This window comes from Desulfovibrio sp. (assembly GCF_009712225.1).
In the GTDB taxonomy this organism is placed as follows: Bacteria; Desulfobacterota; Desulfovibrionia; order Desulfovibrionales; family Desulfovibrionaceae; genus Desulfovibrio.
In genome coordinates this window covers 59748-80547 of sequence record NZ_WASP01000003.1, presented here as the reverse complement: position 1 = coordinate 80547, position 20800 = coordinate 59748, and the positions used below count along the sequence as shown (strand labels likewise).

Annotated in this window: 20 protein-coding genes; 15 read left to right on the top strand and 5 right to left on the bottom strand. The window is 52.9% G+C overall.

What is annotated here, in order from left to right:
• Window positions 1-27: 27 nt before the first annotated feature.
• On the top strand, window positions 28-1542 hold the full coding sequence (locus F8N36_RS01420) for an outer membrane homotrimeric porin (RefSeq protein ID WP_291330967.1): 1515 nt from the start codon (window positions 28-30) through the stop codon (window positions 1540-1542).
• Window positions 1543-1700: 158 nt separating this feature from the next.
• Here the strand turns inward: F8N36_RS01420 and F8N36_RS01415 are convergent, their stop codons facing one another.
• Window positions 1701-2360 (bottom strand): GntR family transcriptional regulator, encoded by a 660-nt coding sequence (locus F8N36_RS01415; RefSeq protein WP_291330966.1) that lies wholly within the window; start codon window positions 2358-2360, stop codon window positions 1701-1703.
• 677 nt (window positions 2361-3037) lie between these two features.
• Between F8N36_RS01415 and F8N36_RS01410 the strand changes: the two genes are divergently transcribed.
• The 3 genes from F8N36_RS01410 (at window position 3038) to F8N36_RS01400 (ending at window position 7151) form a co-directional block, all read left to right on the top strand.
• The gene (locus F8N36_RS01410; RefSeq protein ID WP_291330965.1) at window positions 3038-3178 is read left to right on the top strand and encodes a hypothetical protein; all 141 of its coding nucleotides are present in this window, start codon (window positions 3038-3040) and stop codon (window positions 3176-3178) included.
• Between the two features lie 406 nt (window positions 3179-3584).
• On the top strand, window positions 3585-6446 hold the full coding sequence (locus F8N36_RS01405; protein ID WP_291330964.1) for a response regulator: 2862 nt from the start codon (window positions 3585-3587) through the stop codon (window positions 6444-6446).
• Window positions 6447-6674: 228 nt separating this feature from the next.
• Complete coding sequence (locus F8N36_RS01400; protein WP_291330963.1) at window positions 6675-7151, top strand: cupin domain-containing protein; 477 nt, start codon at window positions 6675-6677, stop codon at window positions 7149-7151.
• 191 nt (window positions 7152-7342) lie between these two features.
• Here the strand turns inward: F8N36_RS01400 and F8N36_RS01395 are convergent, their stop codons facing one another.
• Window positions 7343-9163 (bottom strand): methyl-accepting chemotaxis protein, encoded by a 1821-nt coding sequence (locus tag F8N36_RS01395; RefSeq protein ID WP_291330962.1) that lies wholly within the window; start codon window positions 9161-9163, stop codon window positions 7343-7345.
• Window positions 9164-10288: 1125 nt separating this feature from the next.
• Between F8N36_RS01395 and F8N36_RS01390 the strand changes: the two genes are divergently transcribed.
• Window positions 10289-11725, top strand: coding sequence for a tyrosine-type recombinase/integrase (locus F8N36_RS01390; RefSeq protein WP_291330961.1), 1437 nt, complete (start codon window positions 10289-10291; stop codon window positions 11723-11725).
• Here F8N36_RS01390 and F8N36_RS01385 read toward each other — a convergent pair.
• From F8N36_RS01385 to F8N36_RS01375, 3 genes are all read right to left on the bottom strand, one after another.
• On the bottom strand, window positions 11722-12111 hold the full coding sequence (locus F8N36_RS01385; protein WP_291330960.1) for a hypothetical protein: 390 nt from the start codon (window positions 12109-12111) through the stop codon (window positions 11722-11724). The genes F8N36_RS01390 and F8N36_RS01385 overlap by 4 nt on opposite strands.
• Before the next feature lie 131 nt (window positions 12112-12242).
• Window positions 12243-12455: a hypothetical protein gene (locus F8N36_RS01380; protein ID WP_291330959.1), complete on the bottom strand. Its 213-nt coding sequence runs from the start codon at window positions 12453-12455 to the stop codon at window positions 12243-12245.
• 25 nt (window positions 12456-12480) lie between these two features.
• Window positions 12481-12771 (bottom strand): immunity protein, encoded by a 291-nt coding sequence (locus F8N36_RS01375; protein WP_291330958.1) that lies wholly within the window; start codon window positions 12769-12771, stop codon window positions 12481-12483.
• A gap of 315 nt (window positions 12772-13086) precedes the next feature.
• Here F8N36_RS01375 and F8N36_RS01370 point away from each other — a divergent pair, with 315 nt between their 5' ends.
• From F8N36_RS01370 to trbL, 10 genes are read left to right on the top strand one after another with little or no spacing between them, the layout of a single operon-like run.
• The gene (locus F8N36_RS01370) at window positions 13087-13425 is read left to right on the top strand and encodes a TraK family protein (RefSeq protein WP_291330957.1); all 339 of its coding nucleotides are present in this window, start codon (window positions 13087-13089) and stop codon (window positions 13423-13425) included.
• Window positions 13426-13444: 19 nt separating this feature from the next.
• Complete coding sequence (locus tag F8N36_RS01365) at window positions 13445-14170, top strand: conjugal transfer protein TraL (protein WP_291330956.1); 726 nt, start codon at window positions 13445-13447, stop codon at window positions 14168-14170.
• Between the two features lie 8 nt (window positions 14171-14178).
• Window positions 14179-14622 (top strand): hypothetical protein, encoded by a 444-nt coding sequence (locus F8N36_RS01360; protein ID WP_291330955.1) that lies wholly within the window; start codon window positions 14179-14181, stop codon window positions 14620-14622.
• Window positions 14622-15608, top strand: coding sequence for a P-type conjugative transfer ATPase TrbB (gene trbB / locus F8N36_RS01355; RefSeq protein ID WP_291330954.1), 987 nt, complete (start codon window positions 14622-14624; stop codon window positions 15606-15608). Before F8N36_RS01360 ends, trbB begins: the two co-directional genes overlap by 1 nt.
• Window positions 15605-15832: a Com family DNA-binding transcriptional regulator gene (locus F8N36_RS01350; RefSeq protein ID WP_291330953.1), complete on the top strand. Its 228-nt coding sequence runs from the start codon at window positions 15605-15607 to the stop codon at window positions 15830-15832. Before trbB ends, F8N36_RS01350 begins: the two co-directional genes overlap by 4 nt.
• Window positions 15804-16148, top strand: a complete 345-nt coding sequence (locus tag F8N36_RS01345; RefSeq protein ID WP_291330952.1) for a TrbC/VirB2 family protein — start codon at window positions 15804-15806, stop codon at window positions 16146-16148. The genes F8N36_RS01350 and F8N36_RS01345 overlap by 29 nt, the downstream gene beginning before the upstream one ends.
• On the top strand, window positions 16145-16441 hold the full coding sequence (trbD, locus tag F8N36_RS01340) for a conjugal transfer protein TrbD (RefSeq protein WP_291330951.1): 297 nt from the start codon (window positions 16145-16147) through the stop codon (window positions 16439-16441). The genes F8N36_RS01345 and trbD overlap by 4 nt, the downstream gene beginning before the upstream one ends.
• Entirely contained in the window at window positions 16435-18861 is a 2427-nt protein-coding gene (locus F8N36_RS01335; RefSeq protein ID WP_291330950.1) for a conjugal transfer protein TrbE, read from the top strand. Before trbD ends, F8N36_RS01335 begins: the two co-directional genes overlap by 7 nt.
• A gap of 12 nt (window positions 18862-18873) precedes the next feature.
• Entirely contained in the window at window positions 18874-19674 is an 801-nt protein-coding gene (gene trbJ, locus F8N36_RS01330) for a P-type conjugative transfer protein TrbJ (RefSeq protein WP_291330949.1), read from the top strand.
• A 9-nt stretch (window positions 19675-19683) separates the two neighbouring features.
• On the top strand, window positions 19684-20796 hold the full coding sequence (trbL, locus tag F8N36_RS01325) for a P-type conjugative transfer protein TrbL (protein ID WP_291330948.1): 1113 nt from the start codon (window positions 19684-19686) through the stop codon (window positions 20794-20796).
• Window positions 20797-20800 lie beyond the last annotated feature (4 nt).

Below are 20800 nucleotides of genomic sequence, written 5' to 3'. Positions count from 1 at the left end.
GCACTGCTTAGAAAGGAGAAGTAGAGGATGAAAAAGATAGCAGTACTACTCTTGGCGGCAGGTTTATTATTTTCACTGCCGGCTGGAGCGAATGCCATCGATTTCAAAATGAAGGGACGATGGGCGTACAATTTTAGCTACGGTGCCAATGGTTCCTTCACAGGCGGTAATGGAAGGACTGGGTTCAACAGCTCTGAAGACGAGTTTGAAGCTAACCAGCAGGTTCGTTTGCAGTTGGATGCTGTCGCTTCAGAATCCCTTTCGGGAACCGTGCACTTTGAAATTGGCGGCTATAACCGAGGGACAGCCCAATACTGGGGCAGTAATGCAAGTGGCGCATCCTTGGGGGCAGATGGAACATGGGTAAAAGTTAAATGGTCGTATCTTGATTGGGCTGTCCCGCAGACAGATCTGAAGGTACGCATGGGTATTCAACCTATGCAGCTCCCAGATTTTATTAACAGCAACCAGGTGCTGGCAGACGATGTGGCGGCAATCACCACTTCGTATGCTATCAATGATAACGTGGGTGTCACTGGATTCTGGGCCCGTATTCTTAATGACAACTCCACAGCGGCGACCAGCCGTTACGTCAATTACATGGATAACCTTGATGCCTTCGGTCTAACCGTGCCGTTGACCTTTGACGGCATCAAGGTGACACCTTGGGGCATGTACGCTGGCATCGGACCCGCCATTAACTACAACTCCGTCAACAACACGCAGATATACACTTACGCTAGCAATGCGTCCGGTTCTTCGTTGCGTGCGGGCTTGCTGCCACTGTTCGGCGGGCGTCATAACCAGAAGCTCTCCCAGTACGGCAACGCCGTGTGGGTGGGCCTGCCTGGGCAGGTTACAATTCTTGATCCTTTTATCTTCTCGTGGGATTTCGAATACGGTTCAGTGCAATATGACGACAGCTCCATGAACCGGGCCGGTTGGCTGGGTACTGTGCTGATGGAATACAAACTGGACTGGGCCACCCCTGGTCTCTACGGCTGGTATGCTTCGGGCGACGACGACAACCTGGGCAACGGTTCGGAGCGCATGCCTTTTCTGCATCCCAATAACCCCAACAGTTATTCTGGTTTTGCCTTTCATGGCGATCCGATTATGGGCCGGGACAGCATCGTGGGCAAGTCCATGTCCGGCCTTTGGGGTATAGGCGCCCGGTTGAAGGACATGAGCTTTATCGACAACCTTTCCCACACTCTCCGCATCAACTACATTGGGGGCACCAATGATCCGGGTGTTCTCAAGAAGATCAACCGGTCCACTGGGTCATGGATGTCTGCCAACGACGGCAGCATCGCCGGACGTGAAGGTCTGTATCTGACGCGCAATGACGCCGTCCTCGAATTTGGCTTGAGCAACAAGTACAAGATGTACGACAACTTTGTTGTCTACGTTGATGCAAACTATGATGCACTGTACCTTGACAAGTCAAAGACCGTATGGGGCAACAGTCGCATGAATGGCAAGAGCGATAACGTACGCGACGCCTGGAATGTGGGCGTGACCTTCGTCTATCAGTTCTAAATCTCCTCCACGACAAGGAAGGGGCGCATTTGCCTCGCGCCTTTCCCTCCCCTTGAGCGCCCATGTCCTTCCCATGGGCGCTTTTACACGATCAGCAAGTGCCCATCAGTGCGCCGTTGCATAATGATGTCTGGAATTGCCGTGTAGAGACACGCCAATCAGGACTTTTGGGGCACAGACTGTAGCTCAAACATTTTGGCAATTTCGATGGCGGTAGATCTGCTTGTACGTAAGTGTTCTTCCAGAGCTTTCTTGGCAGCAGGTAGGTTTCTGTTAAACAGGGCATTGAGGATTTTTTTGTGCTCTACAATACCAAGGTCATATCTGGCCTTACCCTTTGCATTGAACCTTCTGATGCGTTCAATCTGGCCGTTAATGGCCTGTATGAACGACACCAATCTTTTATTGTAACTTTTTTCAATAATGAGGTTGTGCAGCAGTAGATCTGAAAGATGGAATTTTTCCCAGTCAACATTTGCTTCGGCTTCGTTTGTAAGCCTGTCGATAATTTCAATCTCATTATCGTGCATTCGTGGTAGGCCTTGCTCAAGTGCCCATAACTCGCACAGAATTCGCAGATCATAAATTTCAGCAACATCAGAAGGCGTCACCACTAAAACAAAGGTGCCTCTGGCAGGATAACTGATCAAAAGTCCATCTTTTTCCAGCTCGCGCATGGCCTCACGAATGGGAGTACGGCTCATTTTCAGGCGTTTAGTCAGCTCCTGCTCGCGAATGGGTGAGCCCGCAGCGATCTCATTGCTGATGATTGCATTTCTAAGGAAATTATATGCCTGTTTTTTTCTGTCATTTAGCATTGTTATGTTCCAATTATTGTTCTTGTATGAGCGAGGATGCTGGTTGCTTCATATGAAATATTGACTCTATATGCGTTGTTGCGATGGCTATTTATGTTATTTATAGTTTATAATATAAAATAAATATTGTTTCGTCAATAATGCATACTGTTCATGTTGTGGTCGCATAATTCTATCAATTGTATATTTTTGTGACTAATATATCCTGTCCGTTTCTCCATTGCGCCATTATTGACGGTTAGTCTGGCATCTGTTTATTCCTGCATCAGGCTGGATAGTTCATGCCTGCTTGTTTGAACAAAAAGCCGCCCGCCGTTCAGGTTGTTAGCGTGTTGTGTTTCTTCAAACGGCGGTAACTTGTTTCTCGCAGTCCGACCATCCCGTTTTAAGCAGGTGCACGCGGCTTATCCATTGTGCATCATCCTGGGCTATCTTTGCGAGGTGCGCAACCGACCAAGATGGAAGTATTTGTCGGAGGAGTATCAACTTGGTCGGCAAAATAAATATATTATGTGCTTCCGTCAATTGGGTGGCTCAGGCCTTAATCAGTATTCCCCTAGGTGGGCGATTGGTCGCATTTCAGCTAAATCGTTTAAAGCGAGAACTGTGATGGCCTGTGGCAGCGCAGGCGTAACCAAGGAATACTGACGTGCTCTGAAAAAGCCAGAGGTACACAAATGAAACCTGAACTGGGTTTCTGTATTGATCTGGCGCGTGTGTTTGCTCCACTTTCGCTGGCGTCGGTTTATGTGCTGCTGCAAAGTCTCGAAGGTGGCTGGATGGCTATCTTTTTGCGGGAATTTCCACACGTTGTGTAATGTATACCAGTATCAACGCCTTGTGTCTGCTGGATTTGGGTGCTGTCGGGATGGTGATTTTGCAGTTGCTATAAATCGTTATGTGCTATTATCACACATGGTGCGCAGCAAGATCGGGAAAACGCCGAGCCGCAATAGCAAACTGACTAAAAATTTCAGCTTACGTGATTTGCCAGTATGTTACGTATCCACAGAAATATATTGAATAGTTGCGCGTCGGCAATCTGTCCGATGCGCACTTTTCTTATGTGCACCAATAGTCGTCGCTGGACTTCACTTGAGTATGTATATAGAGTAAATTTTATGATTTGATCAGATGCTCAATGTGCGCAACGCACACGACATTGATTCCCCCAGCGCAGATTTATCGCCTTACTATCCGGGCTTGCGATGCAGGGGTGCATAGATGCAATCACAACCAGCCTTTGGAGCAGCGCAAAAAAGCACGTTGCCTCCCCCCCACACACCGCGCAATTTTGTAGTGCGACCGGTTGCCCTGTGCTACGCCTTTTTTTTGCTTGTCTTTGTTTCTGGCATTTCGTCAGCACTAGCCGTTGGTCACAGTGCCAACCAGTCAGATGGGCAGGTGAGGCCAGAGCGCAAGGCTGTGCTGCTGCTGTCCGGCGCACAGTATGGGCTTCCTGTTTCTGACACGCTTACAACGGCTGCCGTGGCTGCACTGCGTGAAAAGGGGCTTAGCTTCAGCGATGTTTACGTAGAGATGCTCGACCTTGTGCGTAACGACAGCGCGCAGTGGCGCAGCCTGCTCGCCGAACTTTTGCGAAACAAGATTTCCAGGGCAAATATTGGGGTGGTCATTACCCAGAATCAGGCCGCGCTCGATTTTCTGGCGCAAGAAGGCTACGGCTTCGTGCCTCCCCATGTGCCAGTGCTTGCCACACTTGTTTCCACCCCTGTCGTTTCATGGCGAGGTCCGCCCAATCCCGTGCTGACCATTACCAGCCGGTGGGATATTGAAGGAACCATTCGTTACGGACTGGCCCTTTTTCCACACGCGAGGCGTTTGATCGTTGTGGGTGGTGTGGACAGCAGGCAGGCATCATTCTTTGCGCAGACTGCCGCTGTGAGCATGTCTGTGGCGAAAAATCTTGAACTTGAGGATACCGCTGCGCTGCCCTATGAGAAAATGCTCAAGCATGTTTCTATGCTGCCACCTGATACCCTTGTTTTGCTGGGAACCTATTTCAAGGACATAACAGGGCGCAACTTTGTTCCGGCCGATGTTGCGGCAGAAATTGCAAGGCAGGCCAACGCGCCGGTTTTTGCTCTCTACGATGCCCATATCCGGCAGGGGCTTGTTGGTGGTTCTGCTGTAATTACCGAAACTGTGGGCAGGCATCTGGGGATGATTGCTTTTGAGCTGTTGAGCGGAGAGCGCACAATCGGCAAGAACAATGCTGATGCAACAGTACCTTCGCAGCCCATGTTTGACTGGGCGCAGCTGCAGCGTTGGGGCGCAGACCCCGAACTGCTCCCTTCAAATGCCATCTTTCTGCATCGCCCGCGTACCCTCTGGGGCGAATATCGCTATCCTACCATTGCGGCAACAATCGCAATTATTGCTTTGTTGGCCCTGTCCATTGCTTTGGCAATCCAGAATCGCAAGCGCAAGCTGGCGGAAGAGGCCACGGCAGAGTTAAACGATCAGCTGGAAGAGCAGGTTGCGATCCGCTCTGCCGAACTCACTGCGAGAACCGCCGAGCTGCAGACCATATTTGATTGTGCCAGCTCTGGCATAGCGTTGATCGCAGACCGCAAATTCGTACGTGCCAACCGCAGGCTGCACGAAATGCTTGGTTGGCCCTATGGCGAACTGATCGGAAAATCTGTGGAAATATGGTATATTAATAAGGACGCGTACATTGATGCGGGCAAGGTGCCTTATGACAGGATATGGGACGGTGAAATCCATCGCAGGGAAGAAGAACTGGTGCGCCGGGACGGCAGCCTTGTCTGGGCGCGTATGACCGGCACTGCGGTTGACGCCAGCGACCGTCCCAAGGGCATTGTATCCGTCATTGAAGACATCACAAACGAGCGCAGGGTGATGAGCCAGATGTCCCAGGCCCGCGCCCAGGCAGAAGCGGCAAATGCGGCCAAAAGTTCGTTTTTGGCAAATATGAGCCACGAAATACGCACACCCCTCAATGCCATAATCGGGCTTGCCCACCTTTTGCGAAAAAGATCTCAGGACAATGACACGGCCGAAAAGCTCGAGCGGGTTCAGGCTTCTGGCAGACATTTGTTGCGTCTGATCAATGACGTCCTTGATTTTTCAAAGATCGAGGCCGGCAAGCTGCTTATTGTTCACGAACCCATGGATGTGAGGGTCATTGCAGACAATGTTTTGTCAATACTGGCAGAGGGGGCTTCCGCCAAGGGGTTGCAGCTGCGCATAGAATCTGATCCGCTGCCGTGTGCCCTCAGTGGCGACAGCATGCGGATTACGCAGGCCCTGCTCAATCTGGTGGGCAACGCTATCAAGTTTACGCCATCGGGCAGCGTTACCATCCGTACGCTGATGGAAGAAGAAACCGAAAAGCAGATCAGGCTTCGCTTTGAGGTCATTGATACCGGCATTGGTATTGAGCCGGAAAAGCTGCCCAATCTGTTTGCTCCTTTTGAGCAGGGTGATGCTTCAATGTCCAAGCGGTGCGGCGGTACAGGGCTGGGCCTGTCCATCACCCAGAAGCTGGCCGAAATGATGGGCGGTCAGGCAGGAGCTACCAGTGCCGTGGGGCAGGGCAGCACCTTCTGGTTTACGGCCTTGTTCGACAAGGCTGAAGGCGATAGCCCTGTGAGGCCAAGGCTACAGATAAAAAACGCTTTTCAGGAAATCGCCGCAAACTTTGCAGGCAGGCGCATCCTGCTGGTTGAAGACAATGAAATCAATATGATGGTTGCTACAGAAACACTGGCAGATGCGCGTCTTGAGGTAGAAGTTGCCCGGGACGGTCTGGAGGCTCTGGCAGTCATGCAGGCAGCTCGACCAAGCGAGTTTTCCATGATTCTGATGGATATGCAGATGCCCAATATGGACGGTCTTGAGGCCACGCGCGAGATCAGAAAAATGCCTGTTGCCCAGACGTTGCCCATCATCGCCATGACCGCCAATGCCTTTAACGAAGATCGTGAACGCTGCTTTGAAGCCGGAATGGACGATTTTATTGCCAAACCGGTTGAGCCGGATCAGATGTTTACAACCATTCTGTACTGGCTGCGCAGGGGCAGCCGGGCAGAGGGATAGCCAGGGGCTGTTTTGACGATCACTGCCGAACGGCCGGGGCCGGGTGTTGCAAGGCAATTCATCTCTGTGTATTTGCAGAGTAAAGAATTACAAAGCCGCCAGCCTTGGAGCATCGCTGAGCCGTGCAAGGTCTTTCATGGCCTTGGGGCGACGGTGGCAGGGCAGTTTGTGGATAACCAGCAGGCTCGCGTGCGCAGGCGATGCGCCCAGCCATTTGTGGAGGTTTGCGTGCGCGGAAGGAATCTGTTTTTCAGTGTTGTTGCGGGGCTGGTTATATTTGCGGCAGGCTTTTGGGCCGGGGGAAAAACTTATGGGCAGGCTGGCGCCGGTTTGGCCCTTGCCGCCACACCACCCGCTGCCGTCAGCAAAACCGTGCTGTTTGAGGCAGTGCGCTCATGGGATGGTAAGGAATATGGGCCGTACCCTGCTGGCAACGCTGACATCAAGATTGTGAAGATTGTTATTCCGCCCAACACGCGGCTTGCCAGCCATACGCACCCCATGCCCAATATTGCCTACGTGCACAGTGGAAGCCTGACCGTAAAAAGCGAAGCCGACAACCTTGAGCAGCAGCTCAAGCAGGGTGACTTTTTGGCGGAGATGGTCAACAAACCGCACTACGGATACACGGGCAGCGACGGGGTGGAGCTTTTTCTGGTTTACTGCGGCGTGACCGGGCAGGATCTGGCCATTAACACGCAGTAAGCTCCGCTGTCTGTCAGCACAACATCCAAACACAGGCAGCCCCTGAACGTCACGCCGCATGAAGCTGGCGTGACGTTCAGGGGCTGTTTTTATTGATGCGGGTTCGCTGGCAAAGCAGGGAGTATTATTTTGTGCCTCTTGCACAGCCTGCAGATTATCTGCAAGGCCGTGCCGCATCGTTTATGCAGTGGCTACTGATCGAATTTCACAGTTATCTGTTTCGCCCCTGTGCGCAGCCTGGTAATAAGCGATTCCAGCACCTGGCTTTGCTGGGCAAGGTCTGTCAGCGCGGTTGATATTTCCTGAAGTGCCGCAGAAGTTTCAGTAGAATTATGGTCTGCCATGGAAATGGATTTGTTTATTTCGTCAGAGGCCCGCATTTGTTCGTCTACAGCATGTGCAATGGCCTGAATCTGTTCTGCCATTTCATTAACGTGCAAGGTGATCTGACTGATGGCCTCGCCCGTCCCTTCTGCCATTCCATTAACCTTTGAGATGGCTTCGACTGCCATGTCCACGCTGTTGACGTTATTGCGAGTGCCTAGCTGCACCGATTTGATGGCATTGCCAACTTCCGTAACGGCCAACATGGTTTTTTCTGCCAGCTTGCGCACCTCGTCGGCAACCACTGCAAATCCGCGTCCGGCATCGCCTGCGCGGGCGGCTTCGATGGCGGCGTTGAGGGCCAACAGGTTGGTCTGATCGGCGATGTCGTTGATTACGTTCATAATTTTGCCAATATCTTCTGCTTGTTGACCAAGCTCACTCATGCCGGTCTTGAGGTTGTTGGCCATTGTTTGCACTGTTCTGATGGCTCCAACCATATTTTTGACCGCGTTAAGTTCTTTTTGCGCATTTGTCTTGATCACCTCAGAGGATGACGAAGCCTGGGCCGCATTGTTTGAAACTTCAACGGCCGATGAGTTCATTTCTTCCATGGCTGCGGCAACTGAATTCATGCTGGCGGCCTGGCCAGAGGCAAAGTTGCTGGATTGCTCTACCTGAGCAGAAATTTCCTGCGATGCCGAGATAACGGAGTTTACAACGCCTTCAAGCATGTCTGCCGCTTCAACCATGCCCTGTGCGCGCGATTTCAGAGCATCGTCGCGTGCGTCTGACGCTTCCTGGGCATTGTGCGCGGCGCGTTCTTCTGATGCCTTTGCCTCGGCGGTTTTTTGTTCCGAGAACAGTATTTTTTCTTTCAGTCGCACAACCATGGCTGTCAGGGCCCGTTCAAGTGCCTGTAGCTCTGCCTTGAAAGTGCCGTGCGGTTGGGTGTCCAGTTCGCCTTCCGAAACTTCGCGGGCAAAATTCTGCAGCCGTATGAGCGGAGCCACAAGGCTGTTTCGCATGATGAACCACACCGCACAGACAACAATCGCCAGCACTGCAACCGTGGCACCGCCAATGGCAAGGGCGGCCTTTTTCGTCTCGGCGACGGCGTCATCAAGTGAATAGATGATTTCAAACGCGCCATGAATTTCGCCGACTTTCCAGCCTTCCTTGGTACCGCCAATGGGGTCGGGCGAACCTTTTGGGTCGCCGTGACAGAACAGGCATTCAGAAGTAAGTGCGATGGGCTTAAAGTAGTGTATCGCATCGGGCTGGCGCACTATGAGCTCAGGCAATCCCTTGGACTTGATCTGGTCAAGGGCGGCCCTTTCAAGGGCATTGGGCTCATTTTCGGGATTGCGCGGGGAATATTTGGGTACCCGAAAGCGATATCCGAGTTTGCTGGCGTTTTGGCGAGCCATCTTGATGGCCGTAATGATCGGCACTGCGTCCACAAGTTTATCACGTGAAATTTCGTCCAGAGGCTTGATGACTCCGTCAAATTTCAGTGCCATTTCGTTGCGGGCCGATTCTGCCATGCTCACAATGCCTTTGGCAGAATGCACAACGGCCTCTTCTTCAGACGTCCAGATGCTTTGCACAGCGTATGCAAAGATGGTGATCGCCAGCAGGGTCGGGCCGATGATGGAAAGGAGCAGCACTTTGAATTTGATACTCATATGGTGCCTCACCAGGAAGATTTTGGCGGTTTTGTGAGCGCTTCAAAGTCCGATATCGTGAATCTATCTCATTTTGATATTTTGAAAAGTTATTAACCTGTTAATATTTTTATGCCTATTTATTAAGCGACTTTTTAAGTCAAACCAAATATTAAAAAATTATTAAATAGTTTGCAATAGGTAAAAAGTTTTTTTGTGAAAGGTATTTTTATATGTGTTGTTTTACGGCGGCTCTGTCAGAAACTTTACTCAAAATGGGCACTTTTATTTCGAACGCGGGTTGATTGCACGGTAACCATGCTTGAATAAAGGCTAAAAAAATTTCCGGCAAGCTGGACCAGATCGTGTGGAAATTTGCTTGTTGTCTGCCATTCTGTGCTCAGACCGCCAAACAGCGTGAGGAGAATGATCTTGCGACTGGAGCCGCCTTGATGCTGGTGGGCGCTGGTAAATGCGCTTGTAACTCTGATGGGGTAGTGCTAGTGGTGATTGATAGCATAACTCCAGCAAGGGGGACACATTATGGCCCAGAATTCGCGAGTTGATGACTACACCACTTGTGCCGCTTGTGAGGGCAGTGGAAAAAACAACGACGGAACAAACTGTTTTGAGTGCAGCGGCACTGGCAAAAAGTTGCAATCCTGCACTATTCCTGAAGGCCCTGAACACGAAGGCGTTTGTGACTGAGCGGAAAAGGCAGTTTTTTTGAATAATCATGTCCCACGGCCAGCCTTTACATGCTTGCTGGGTGGGTAAAACAGGCGGCTGACATTTCGTCCATGACAGGGTGAATGCCAGCCGCTTGGTTTTATATGGCGCGCTGCAGTGTTTCTGGCAGGTGGCTCCGGTAGCACCAACAAAAAAGCCCTTCCGGTTATTCACCGTAAGGGCTTGATTTCTGTGGAGCCAGCTAAGAGACTTGAACTCTTGACCTGCTGATTACGAATAAAGTTCCCTTACCATCACAGCACGTCACTAGATATAATAGTGGCTCATTTTTGTTGCTATTACAAGACCTTTCGAGTTCATGTTTTTCACAGCGGGTCATAATTTACCCCGCAGCATGCTCGAAAACGTGCTAGAAAAAGCTAGAAATACGTTTCTAGCTATAAGGGAGCTAGAAAAATGAAAGGCATGATTAAGACCAAGTTTGTCGGGGTATATCGATATGTTAGCGATACAAAACGCTTCGACGGCAAGCCTGACGAATGCTTTTATTATAGTTACCGAGATGAGGACAAAAAATTCCGCTGGCACAAGGTCGGATGGCGCAGCGAAAAAGTTACCGCGCAGTATGCGGCGGATAAGCGCAGCGAATTCATGGTTGCCGCACGAAACGGCGAAACGCCAAAGCGAACCAAGAAGAGCAACGGGATCACCTTCGGCCAAGGCTATGAAGTATTTAAGGAGAAATGGTTCCCGAACCTGAAAAATGGCGGGTATGACATTGCGCTTAGATACCGCGTTCATACGGCTCCGCTGTTCGCTAACAAACCCGTGGACAAAATCACTCCTCTGGAACTGGAGGATTACAAACTTTTTCTGCTCAAAAAGGGGCTTGCTCCGGCCTCCGTGCGCCTCATCCTGGGCGACATGCGGAACGTGATCAACAAACTCAAGAAATGGGGGCTGTTCAAGGGGGAGAGCCCCTTTCAACAAGTGGATATGCCCAAGGTGGACAACGCCCGCACTAGGTTTCTGTCCAGAAGTGAAGCGGATCTGCTTTTGGAAACCATCAACCGGCACAGCCGTAAATGGTTTTTGATCTCCACTATCTCTCTGAATACTGGCGCTCGGTTGAGCGAAGTCACCGGGACGAAGATCCATGACCTGCAACCTGAAACGCGGGTCTGGCAGATCCGGGGCAAAACCGGACGGCGCAGCATTACCTTGAACGATGCAGCCTGGAACGCCTTTACGGAAGCCCTGGAGCGGCGGAAAAGAATTATCATCTTCACCAGTGGGCAAGTTGCTCAGGACACTATCAATTTCGTATCCCAGGAAACGGGCCTTTTCCCAACGGATGTGAAGTATTTGCATCTGGAGTGCGTTGATATGGAGCGTGGGGTTATCATCTATCGGAGAAGGAACAGCGCGAAGTATCGCACTTACCGGATTACGGAGGCTGTCAGGCCGGTGTTTGAAGAATGGGTAAGTAAATGCTCTTCCGATTTGATATTCACTGGCCGGGGTGGAATCCCGGTAGGTTCCAGCACTAATAAGACGTTTGACCGCTCCGCCAGCGAATGCGGCCTCAATCCTGCCGGGATTGACCCGCTCGATAAGGTGGTTTTCCATACGCTGCGGCATACCTATTGTTCCTGGGAGGCCATCAAGGGCACTCCCTTGTTCAAGATCGCCCGCCTTGTCGGCCATAAGACCACTACCATGACGGAACGCTATGCCCACCTGTGCCCGATTACCGAATCGCAAAACCTGATAAGCAAGGATGCTGACTCCACAATAGAACAGTTGAACGCCATTCTGACTCACCTCATTAAAGAGAAAGGGATTGAGCAAGTTCCGCAATCGGTTCTGGATTGGGTCGACCAAGCCGGTTAATCGTCATCACGGGTCAATATCTCGCGCTCGTTGAGATATTTTTGCAGATCCTTCTGAGGATATAGAATCTTGCCCCCGTCCTTGATGTAGCGCGGCCCTGCGGCCTTGGCTCTTTTGTTAGCCAAGGTCGCAGCGTTCAGGCTATAGACCCTTTCAACCTCTTCGGGCGTGAGATTGACCTTTCGCTTTATTTCCTCAATTTCCTGCACGGAAGCTGCCAGCGGTCCGAGCGTCCGTTCAAAGGTTTCCTGCATAGAGTCCATGCGGGCTAGGACGGTGCTCAATTTCCCGTTGAGTTCGGCTTGAATACGGGCTTTCATCTGCTCTACAGTCAAATATTTTTCCAATTCGTCCCCATGGGAGGGGAAAAAATCTTCAGGCTGCATTTGATTCCTCCAGACGAGCAGGCGGTAAAGGCTCCGCCGGTGTTTGATAGCGCAACAGTGGCAGATTTTACGTCATGAAAACATGGTTTATTTTACAAGAATTTCTTGTGAAGTAGACCAAAAAAATATACCTACTTTTCCTCGACGGAAAGCCGAGAAACGGCAATAAACGTATTCACGGACTCCCGAACACTCATTGCGGCGGACGCCAAAGCATCCCCCTGGAGCGTGGTAGGCTCCACAGGCTGCGTCAATCTCTCCTCACATACGTTGAGGGTCAGGGATACCAATTCTTTCGCCTTTTCCTCGTATGCCTTCATTTTTTCCGTCTGCTGCCGTGTCATGACCCAACTCCTTTTGTCAGCATATTCACTTCTGTCCGCTGGCCCGCTCTGCCGCAATCGCCAACAAGTAGCTTAACTCTTTTCCTATTACTGCTGCCATGCGCTGAGCATCCGCAATCGATACCGATTGAGGCTTCCCGGTATTGGACGCCTTGAGTCGTATGGAAGTCCACCGCGAAGCCGCTGCCTTTGGTGACATTTCCGGCCAAATTTGCGCCGCAAACTCGCCCTTCTTGAAGCCCTTTCTTTCGGCTCTCTCGATGACAATCTCTACAAATGCTCGCTCTACCTTCTGGGAAAAATGATCGCCATTCATGGCAGCTCCTTAAAAATTGCAATAGTGCGTGTTTTTTCTACCCGGATTTTTTGACCTTGTCTACAAGAAAATAAAGGTATATTGCAAAAGAAATTCTTGTTATAAAAATTAGGAGAAATCCTATGTGTGACGCGGTCAATTCGCTTTTTATTCAGTTTGGCTCGCATGAAAAAGTAGCTGAAATACTTGGATACACATCAAGACACTACAGGAAAATACGGCGAAAAATCGAAAGAGGGGAAGAACTCCCCTCACGCATTGAGGTGTTGTTGGACACAAAATTGCGGGAAATTCAACGCGGCTGCGAGTCGGGCCATGCCCAAGAATGAGCCCTTGCGGCGCTCAATGGCCTATGTGCAATTTCTGGCGCAGTTGGAAGAGATAAAATTGCTTCTGGCTCAAGGCTATTCCAAAAAGCTGATCCATGAACGGCTGACAGGAAAAAAGCACATTTCTATGGCCTATGTCACGTTTTGCCAGATCATGCAGAAAAAAATTCAGACTGGTGCTCCAAGCGTCCCTAAAGATCAAGGATCAGCCAATGCCGCAGAACCGTCAGCGTCAAAAACGCTTCCGACCGGCCCCCGGATCGTCAATGCCGTCAAAGAGCCGTTTCCCGACCCGCGCAAAATGAGCCTGGAAGACGGCATTTAACCCCATAGGAGTCTATGCGATGGCAACAGTGCATTTCATCCAGCAGGGCAAGGGCGGCGTGGGCAAATCCATGATTGCGTCGATTTTGTATCAGGTGTTGCGCCTGCTCGGTAAAAAGGTCGCTGCCTTCGATACCGACCCGGTGAACGCGACACTGGCCGGATTCAAGGAATTTGAGGTGACGTGCCTTGATATTTTGAAAAACGGTGACATTGACCCTCGCCAGTTCGATACGCTGATCGACACGATCATGGAGCAAAAGCCGGAAACCCACGTCATTGTGGACAACGGCGCGTCCTCTTTCCTGGCTCTCAACGGCTATATCAAAGAAAACAGCATTATCGGCATGTTGGAAGAAGGCGGACACGCCGTATTTTTTCATTCGGTCATCACGGGCGGGCAGGCCATTGGAGATACGGTTCTCGGCCTGCGTTCCCTGGCCCTCGGCTTTCCGACAACGCCCATTGTGGTCTGGCTGAATCCCTATTTCGGGGAAATCGTCATGGATGGCCGCCCCTTTGAGGAATTTAAGGTCTATCAGGAGTTCGCTGGGCAATTCCACGCCATAATCACCATCCCTCAAGGCAACAAGGCCACCATCGGCAAAGACCTGGAAACTCTGTTCGCCAAGCGCCAGAGCTTTGAGACTGCTATCAATTCCGGCCAGTCCATAGTGGTGCGCTCCCGCCTGCAACGCTACCGGAACGAATTGGTGGAAGCCGTGAATAACGCGGCTATCGCGTGAGGGGGGCTATGTCACAAGAAGCTGACGCTCCTACGCCTCTTGAAGCGGAATTGGGCAACGCGCCGGGAGTGGGCCTTACCCTGGAACAAATCCGTTCCGTGGTGTCCAAGGCCCATGACGTGATGCTGCCGAAAGATGACGCCACGCTGATGATCGCTACAATACTCAACGCCTATCTGACGGAAGTGGACAAGCTCCAGGCCCGGCACGAAAAGGGGCTGACCCGGCTCATGGCCGAAAAAACGGACGCCTATGTTGCCGGTGTGCAAACGGTGGTGAACCAGCTTTCCACAAGCCTGTCCTCGGCTTCTGTTGAAGGCATCCGCAAGGTTTTTGACGACCATGCGGCCCGGCTTGCAACCTTCAAGAGCAATGTGACCCTTGCTGCCGTGGTTGTGGGCCTGTCCGCGCTGTTGAATGTGGCTGTGTTCATTTTGAAGGCGGTGCGCTGATGCTACGGGCTTGTGATGATCCCCGGCTGCTGGCCGGGCTGCGCCATTCCTGCGGGCCTGTGTTTATGAACGCGCTGGAAGACCCGGAAGTCATAGAAATCATGCTCAACCCTGACGGTACACTCTGGATTGAAAAGTACGGGCAAGACCATGAATGTGTCGGCACGGTTCCGCCTGCTCAAAGTCGGTTGATTCTTTCTCAGGTGGCAAGTGGCCTCAATCTGACGGTCAATGAAAAGAGTCCCATAGTGGAAGGCGAATTTCCGCTGGACGGTTCCCGCTTTGAAGGGACGTTTCCGCCCATTGTCGGGCCTGGGCCTTCATTCTCGCTGCGCAAAAAGGCCAGCCGCGTGTTTACGCTCCAGGAATACCTGGACTCCGGCTCCATCACGGCGCGGGTGATTGAAATCATCCATGACGCCGTGCTCCGGCGCTGGAATATCGTGGTGGTGGGGGGAACCTCCAGCGGAAAGACCACCTTCGTCAATGCGGTCATTGACGCAGTTTCCACGCTCACGCCGTCACACCGCCTGATCATCATAGAGGATACGGCGGAACTGCAATCCAAAAGCCCCAACGCCGTGTTTTTCCGTACTTCGGTCATTGCCGACGTTAATATGCGGAAGCTGGCGAAAGTCAGTATGCGCTACGCTCCCAAACGCATACTCATAGGTGAAGTGCGGGACGCCGCCGCCCTGGAACTCCTGAAACTGTGGAATACGGGGCATCCGGGCGGGGTGGGCACGTTTCACGCGGACAGCGCGGAAGAAGCCCTTCCCCGGCTGGAAGAACTGGTTGAGGAAGCGGGCCTTGGCCCCAAGCAGAAGTTGATAGGCCGGGCGGTTGATCTGGTGGTCTTCATGGAAAAGACCCCGGACAATCGGCGGCAAATAGCCAACATCCTGCGTGTGGACGGCTTTGACCCGAAAACGGACACCTATCACACAGAGTATTTGTACAACGTAAAGGCGGAACATGGCGCATGAGCACTGAACAGACGCACGGCCCCGGCACTTTTCGCTGCGGTAAGTGCAAAAAACTTCTGGCAAAGGGCTGCATTGAAGCTGGAGAAATCGAGCTTTTCTGCCCTCGCTGTAAAAGCAGAATCGTCTTGCGGGCTGTACGCCCCAACCTCGCGCCGCCCCAATCGGGAAATGACGGCCTCCACAATGGAGATCGTCATGCACAGCCTTCAGACTTCCGGTCGTAAACCGTCTCTTTTCCCTTCCCTCTTCGGCCTTTTGGCCCTCTGCCTGCTGGCCTGCCCTGAACTGGCGCTGGCATCGGGCGGCATCACGGAATTTTCCAGCCCTCTGGAACGGGTGGTAAACACCATTACCGGGCCTGCGGGTAAATGGATTTCCATTGTAGCTATGGCCCTATGCGGCGTCATTTTTATCATGAACAAGGACGACATCAGCGGCGGTTTCAAGCTGCTTTTATCCGTGGTTTTTGGCATTTCTTTCATCGCGTTTGCTGCCAGCATCGTTAACAGTGTCTTCTCTTTCTCCGGGGCGGTCATATGAGCAGGCCGCTTCCTATCCATCAATCCTTGCACCGTCACGCCCATATCCTCGGCGCGGAAAGGGAACTGGTGATGACCAGTGCCCTTATCGCGCTGCTGGTGGGCGTGGGCGGTCTGACGGCTGTTTCCATAGTTTCCGCAGTCGTTTTCTGGATTGTTGCCGTGTTTGTGCTCCGGCGCATGGCAAAGGCTGATCCGATTATGAGCCGGGTTTGGCTACGGCATATCAAGCAACAGGAGTTTTACCCGGCAAAGGCAAGTCGCTGGCGGGCTGTAGGGGGTTTCACATGCTGAAACTCATAGATTACCGCTCTAAAGCCAAAGGCTTGCCGGATTTGCTCCCTTATGCCGCTCTGATCGCACCGGGCGTCATCCTCAATAAAGACGGCTCGTTTCTGGCTAGCTGGGAAATCCGGGGACAGGACACGGGTAGCTCCACGCCTGATGAACTGGCCTTCGTGTCCGCACAGTTCAACAACGCGATTCGGTTGCTCGGGACGGGCTGGATGCTGCATGTGGATTCCATTCGCAGCAGCCATCGGGCCTACCCCGCGCCGGAGAAAGGGCATTTCCCCGATCCGGTGACGCAGCTCATTGACGATGAACGCCGGGCCTTTTTCAGTGGAAACCGCTGTTTCAGCACCAGCACCATTTTTTCCGTCACCTACAGGCCGAATTTTGAAACTGCGAAACTAGTCGGAAAGGTTCAGGCGGGTGGTATTTCTTCTCCGATTCTGGAAAAAGCACTGGGCCAGTTCCAAAACACCTTGGAAGAACTGGAAGACGCTTTGTCTTCCGTTCTGCACATGCAGCGGCTCTCGGAATATGAAGCGTATGGCGATGATGGCGAAGCCTGGACGCAATCTGACCTTTTATCCCATATCCAGCAATGCGTTTCCGGAGATCTGCACCCGCTGCGCGTACCGGAAAGGGCCATGTATCTGGATCACCTTCTTGCCAGCAATGATCTGGTCGGTGGCGTCATTCCCCGGCTTGGCGGAAAACACCTTGCGCTGCTTTCCATTGACGGGCTGCCACAAGAATCCTTCCCGGCCATGTTCGCGGATTTGGAATCGCTTCCGCTGGAGTACCGCTTTTCCACCCGCTTTATCTGCCTTGACCAGTACGATGCCACCAAGGAAATAGACTCCTACCGTAAGGGGTGGCGGCAACAAGTGTATCGCTTTCTTGACCAGTTTTTTAACAACCCCAACGCCCGCGCCAATCGTGACGCGCTGCTCATGGCCGAAGACGCGGAAAACGCCCTGACCGAAGTGCAGGGCGGCTATGTTGGGGCTGGCTACCTGACTTCCTGCATTGTGTTGATGCACGAAAATCAGGAGCAGCTCCAAGATTGGGCGCGGGAACTGCGCCGGAACATCCAGACGCTTGGCTTCGGCTGCCGGGTTGAAACTATCAACGCCCTGGAAGCATGGCTTGGAACGCATCCGGGCAACGGCTACGCCAATCTGCGGCGGCCTATGGTCAATACGCTGAACCTGGCTGATCTTTTGCCCCTGGCCTCGGTCTGGACGGGTTCTCCCGTCTGCCCCTGCCCGTTTTATCCGTCCAACTCCCGACCCCTGGCTGTGCTGACAACGGATAAATCTACGCCGTTCTGGTTCAACATCCATGTGGGCGACCTCGGCCACACCTTGATTTTCGGGCCGACCGGCGCGGGCAAGTCCACACTGCTGGCAACACTGGCCGCACAATTCCGCTGCTATGCAAACGCCCGCATTTTTGCCTTTGACAAGGGTATGAGCATGTTTCCGCTCTGCCTCGGCTCCGGCGGGACGCATTACAATCTCGGCAACGCTGACCGCCTTGCGGGAGGTCTGGCATTCGCGCCGCTTCTGCGCATTGATTCCGAAGCGGAACGGGCCTGGGTGGAAGAGTGGATCGCTTCCCTCATGGAGTTGCAACACATCACGGTCATGCCCACGCACCGCAACGCCATTCACGCGGCCATGCTGGATTTGTCGGCACAGCCTGACAATCTGCGTTCCCTGACCAGCTTTTTCCACATCGTTCAGGAACACCAGATTAAGGATGCTATCCAGCACTATACCGCGCAAGGGGCAATGGGGCGGCTGCTGGATGCGGACACGGACGATCTGACGCTTTCACCGTTCATGGTCTTTGAGATTGAAGAACTCATGAGCCTGGGCGACAAAAACTTGATTCCGGTTCTGACCTATCTCTTTCACCGCATTGAAACGTCACTGGACGGAACGCCGACCATCCTTGTGCTGGATGAAGCCTGGATCATGCTCGGCCACCCTATATTCAGGGAGAAAATACGCGAATGGCTGAAGGTCATGCGTAAGGCCAACTGCGCGGTAATCCTCGCCACGCAAAGCCTCTCGGACGCCAAAAACTCCGGCATTCTGGATGTACTGGCCGAATCCTGCCCCACAAAAATCTTCCTGCCCAATATCACCGCCGCGCAAGAGGCGCCACGCGAACTCTATGTGGGCATGGGCCTAAACGAAACCCAGATCAACATTATCGCCCGCGCCACGCCCAAGCGCGACTATTACGTTGTCTCGCCCCTCGGCAGGCGACAAGTACAACTTGCCCTTGGCCCCAAGACGCTGGCCTTTGTCGGCTCCTCCGATAAGGAGAGCCTTGCCCGGATTCAGGCGCTTGCTGCGGAATATGGTTCCGGCGGCTGGCAGTACGAATGGCTGCGGGAACGCGGCGCGGCATAACAAGGAGTTTCTATGAAAAAGTTACTGTCCGTCTTGTCCCTCATGTGCATGTTCGCCACGCCAGCCCATGCCCTGACTGTTTCGTGCGTGAATTGCAGCAACAGTCTGTTGCAGGCTTTGGATCGCGCCACAAACATGGAGCAACTTTCCACGCTTATCAGTGAATACCACGAGTCCGTAACGCAAACGGCCCAGCAAATCCGCATGGTGCAGCAGAATATCGAGCAGTACGCCAATATGCTGCAAAACACCGCGCAACTCCCGGCCAATCTGGTGAATGAACTCAAAGGCAATCTGACCCGCCTTGCCAACCTCTCCGGCAACCTCAAGACGCTGCGCGGCGATATTGTGGGGCTTGGACAGGTGTTCAATTCCCTGTTTCCCGAACAGGCGCTTTTCGAAGAGCTGGCCGGGGCCAGCCCGGCACAGGTTGAAGCCGCCAACGCACAATATCAACAGCAGTGGGACAAGTGGTCTGCAACCGTGGATCAGGCTTCACAGGCCACGTTTCAGCTTTCCGGCCACCAGCTTGACGATTTGCAAAAGGATGCCGGGCGCTTCCAGTCCTATCTTGAGGAATTGCTTTCCACGCCGGACGGCCAGCAAAAGGCGATCATGGCGGGGAACCAGCTTTCCGCCCTCCAGGTGCAGGAGGCCCGGCAGCTCCGCGAACTCATGGCCACACAGGTGCAGTCCAACTTAGCCAGTCAGATGAAGGCGGAGAAAGAAAGCCAGATGGCCCAAGAGGCATGGCGGGACACATTGAAAACAAACCGGATCGGCAGTGCGAAAGCCAAGCCAGACCCTTTTTAGGCGGCGACCATGAAAAAATATTTGCTGCTTCTGGCCGTGCTCTGCCTCCCTCCGCTGGCGATTCTGCTCCTGCCGGAACTGGCCCATGCCGCTGATGAAGATTTCGTCTCCAAGCTGGTGCATGAGTTTTACAACAAAACAAGCACCTGGGAGCCGACCTTGAAGCGGTACGCCCTGGTTGTGTTCCGCGGGCTGGTCATTCTGGAGGTGTGCTTTCTTGGCATCAAAGCAGCGCTCAACCGCGATCAGCTTGGCGACATTCTGAAACAGTTTGTCATGCTCCTGCTCATGGCCGGGTTTTTCATGGCCGTTATCACCTATTACAAGGAATGGTCGTGGAACCTGATCAACGGCCTCGGCGCAATCGGCAGGGAACTGACCCCCGGCGACTATTCTTCAGAGTCTCCGTTCCTGACCGGAATGCAACTCGTCAAACTGGTGCTGGATAAACTTTCCGTCTGGTCGCCGGGCAACTCCATAGCCCTGCTCATTGCCGCCCTGGTGATCATTGTCTGCTTCGCGCTCATTTCCGCGCAAGTGGTGTTCATCAAGTGCGAAGCAATGGTGGCAATGGCGGCGGCTGTTATCCTGGTCGGTTTCGGCGGTAGCGCCTTTCTCAAGGATTATGCCGTCAACGCGATCCGCTACGTTCTGGCCGTGGCCTTCAAACTCTTTGTTATGCAGCTCGTGCTTGGGGTGGGCATTGCCTTTATCGAGAGTTTTTCCACGTCCACTGCGGAATTGCAGGATATTTTTGTGGTCATTGGCGCGTCCGTGGTGCTGCTGGCCCTGGTTAAATCCCTGCCAGATGTCTGTGCGGGCATTATCAACGGTTCCCACGTTTCCAGCGGCGCGGCGCTTACAGCCTCGGCTGCCGCCGTGGGAGGGGCGACTCTCGGCACGATGGTCGCCGGGAGCAACACCGTTCAGAGCGTGAAAGACGCGGCCAAGGTGGCAAGCATGGACGGGGCTAGGGGCCTGAGCAAAGCGGCGCACATGGCGAAATCGCTATGGGGAGCGCGGCAGGATGCTAAGGCTTCCGGCGAAAAAGCCCTCAGTACCCGTACCCGGTCTGAAATGCAGGACCGGCTTGAACGTGCCAAGATGAATAACGACACATAAGGCG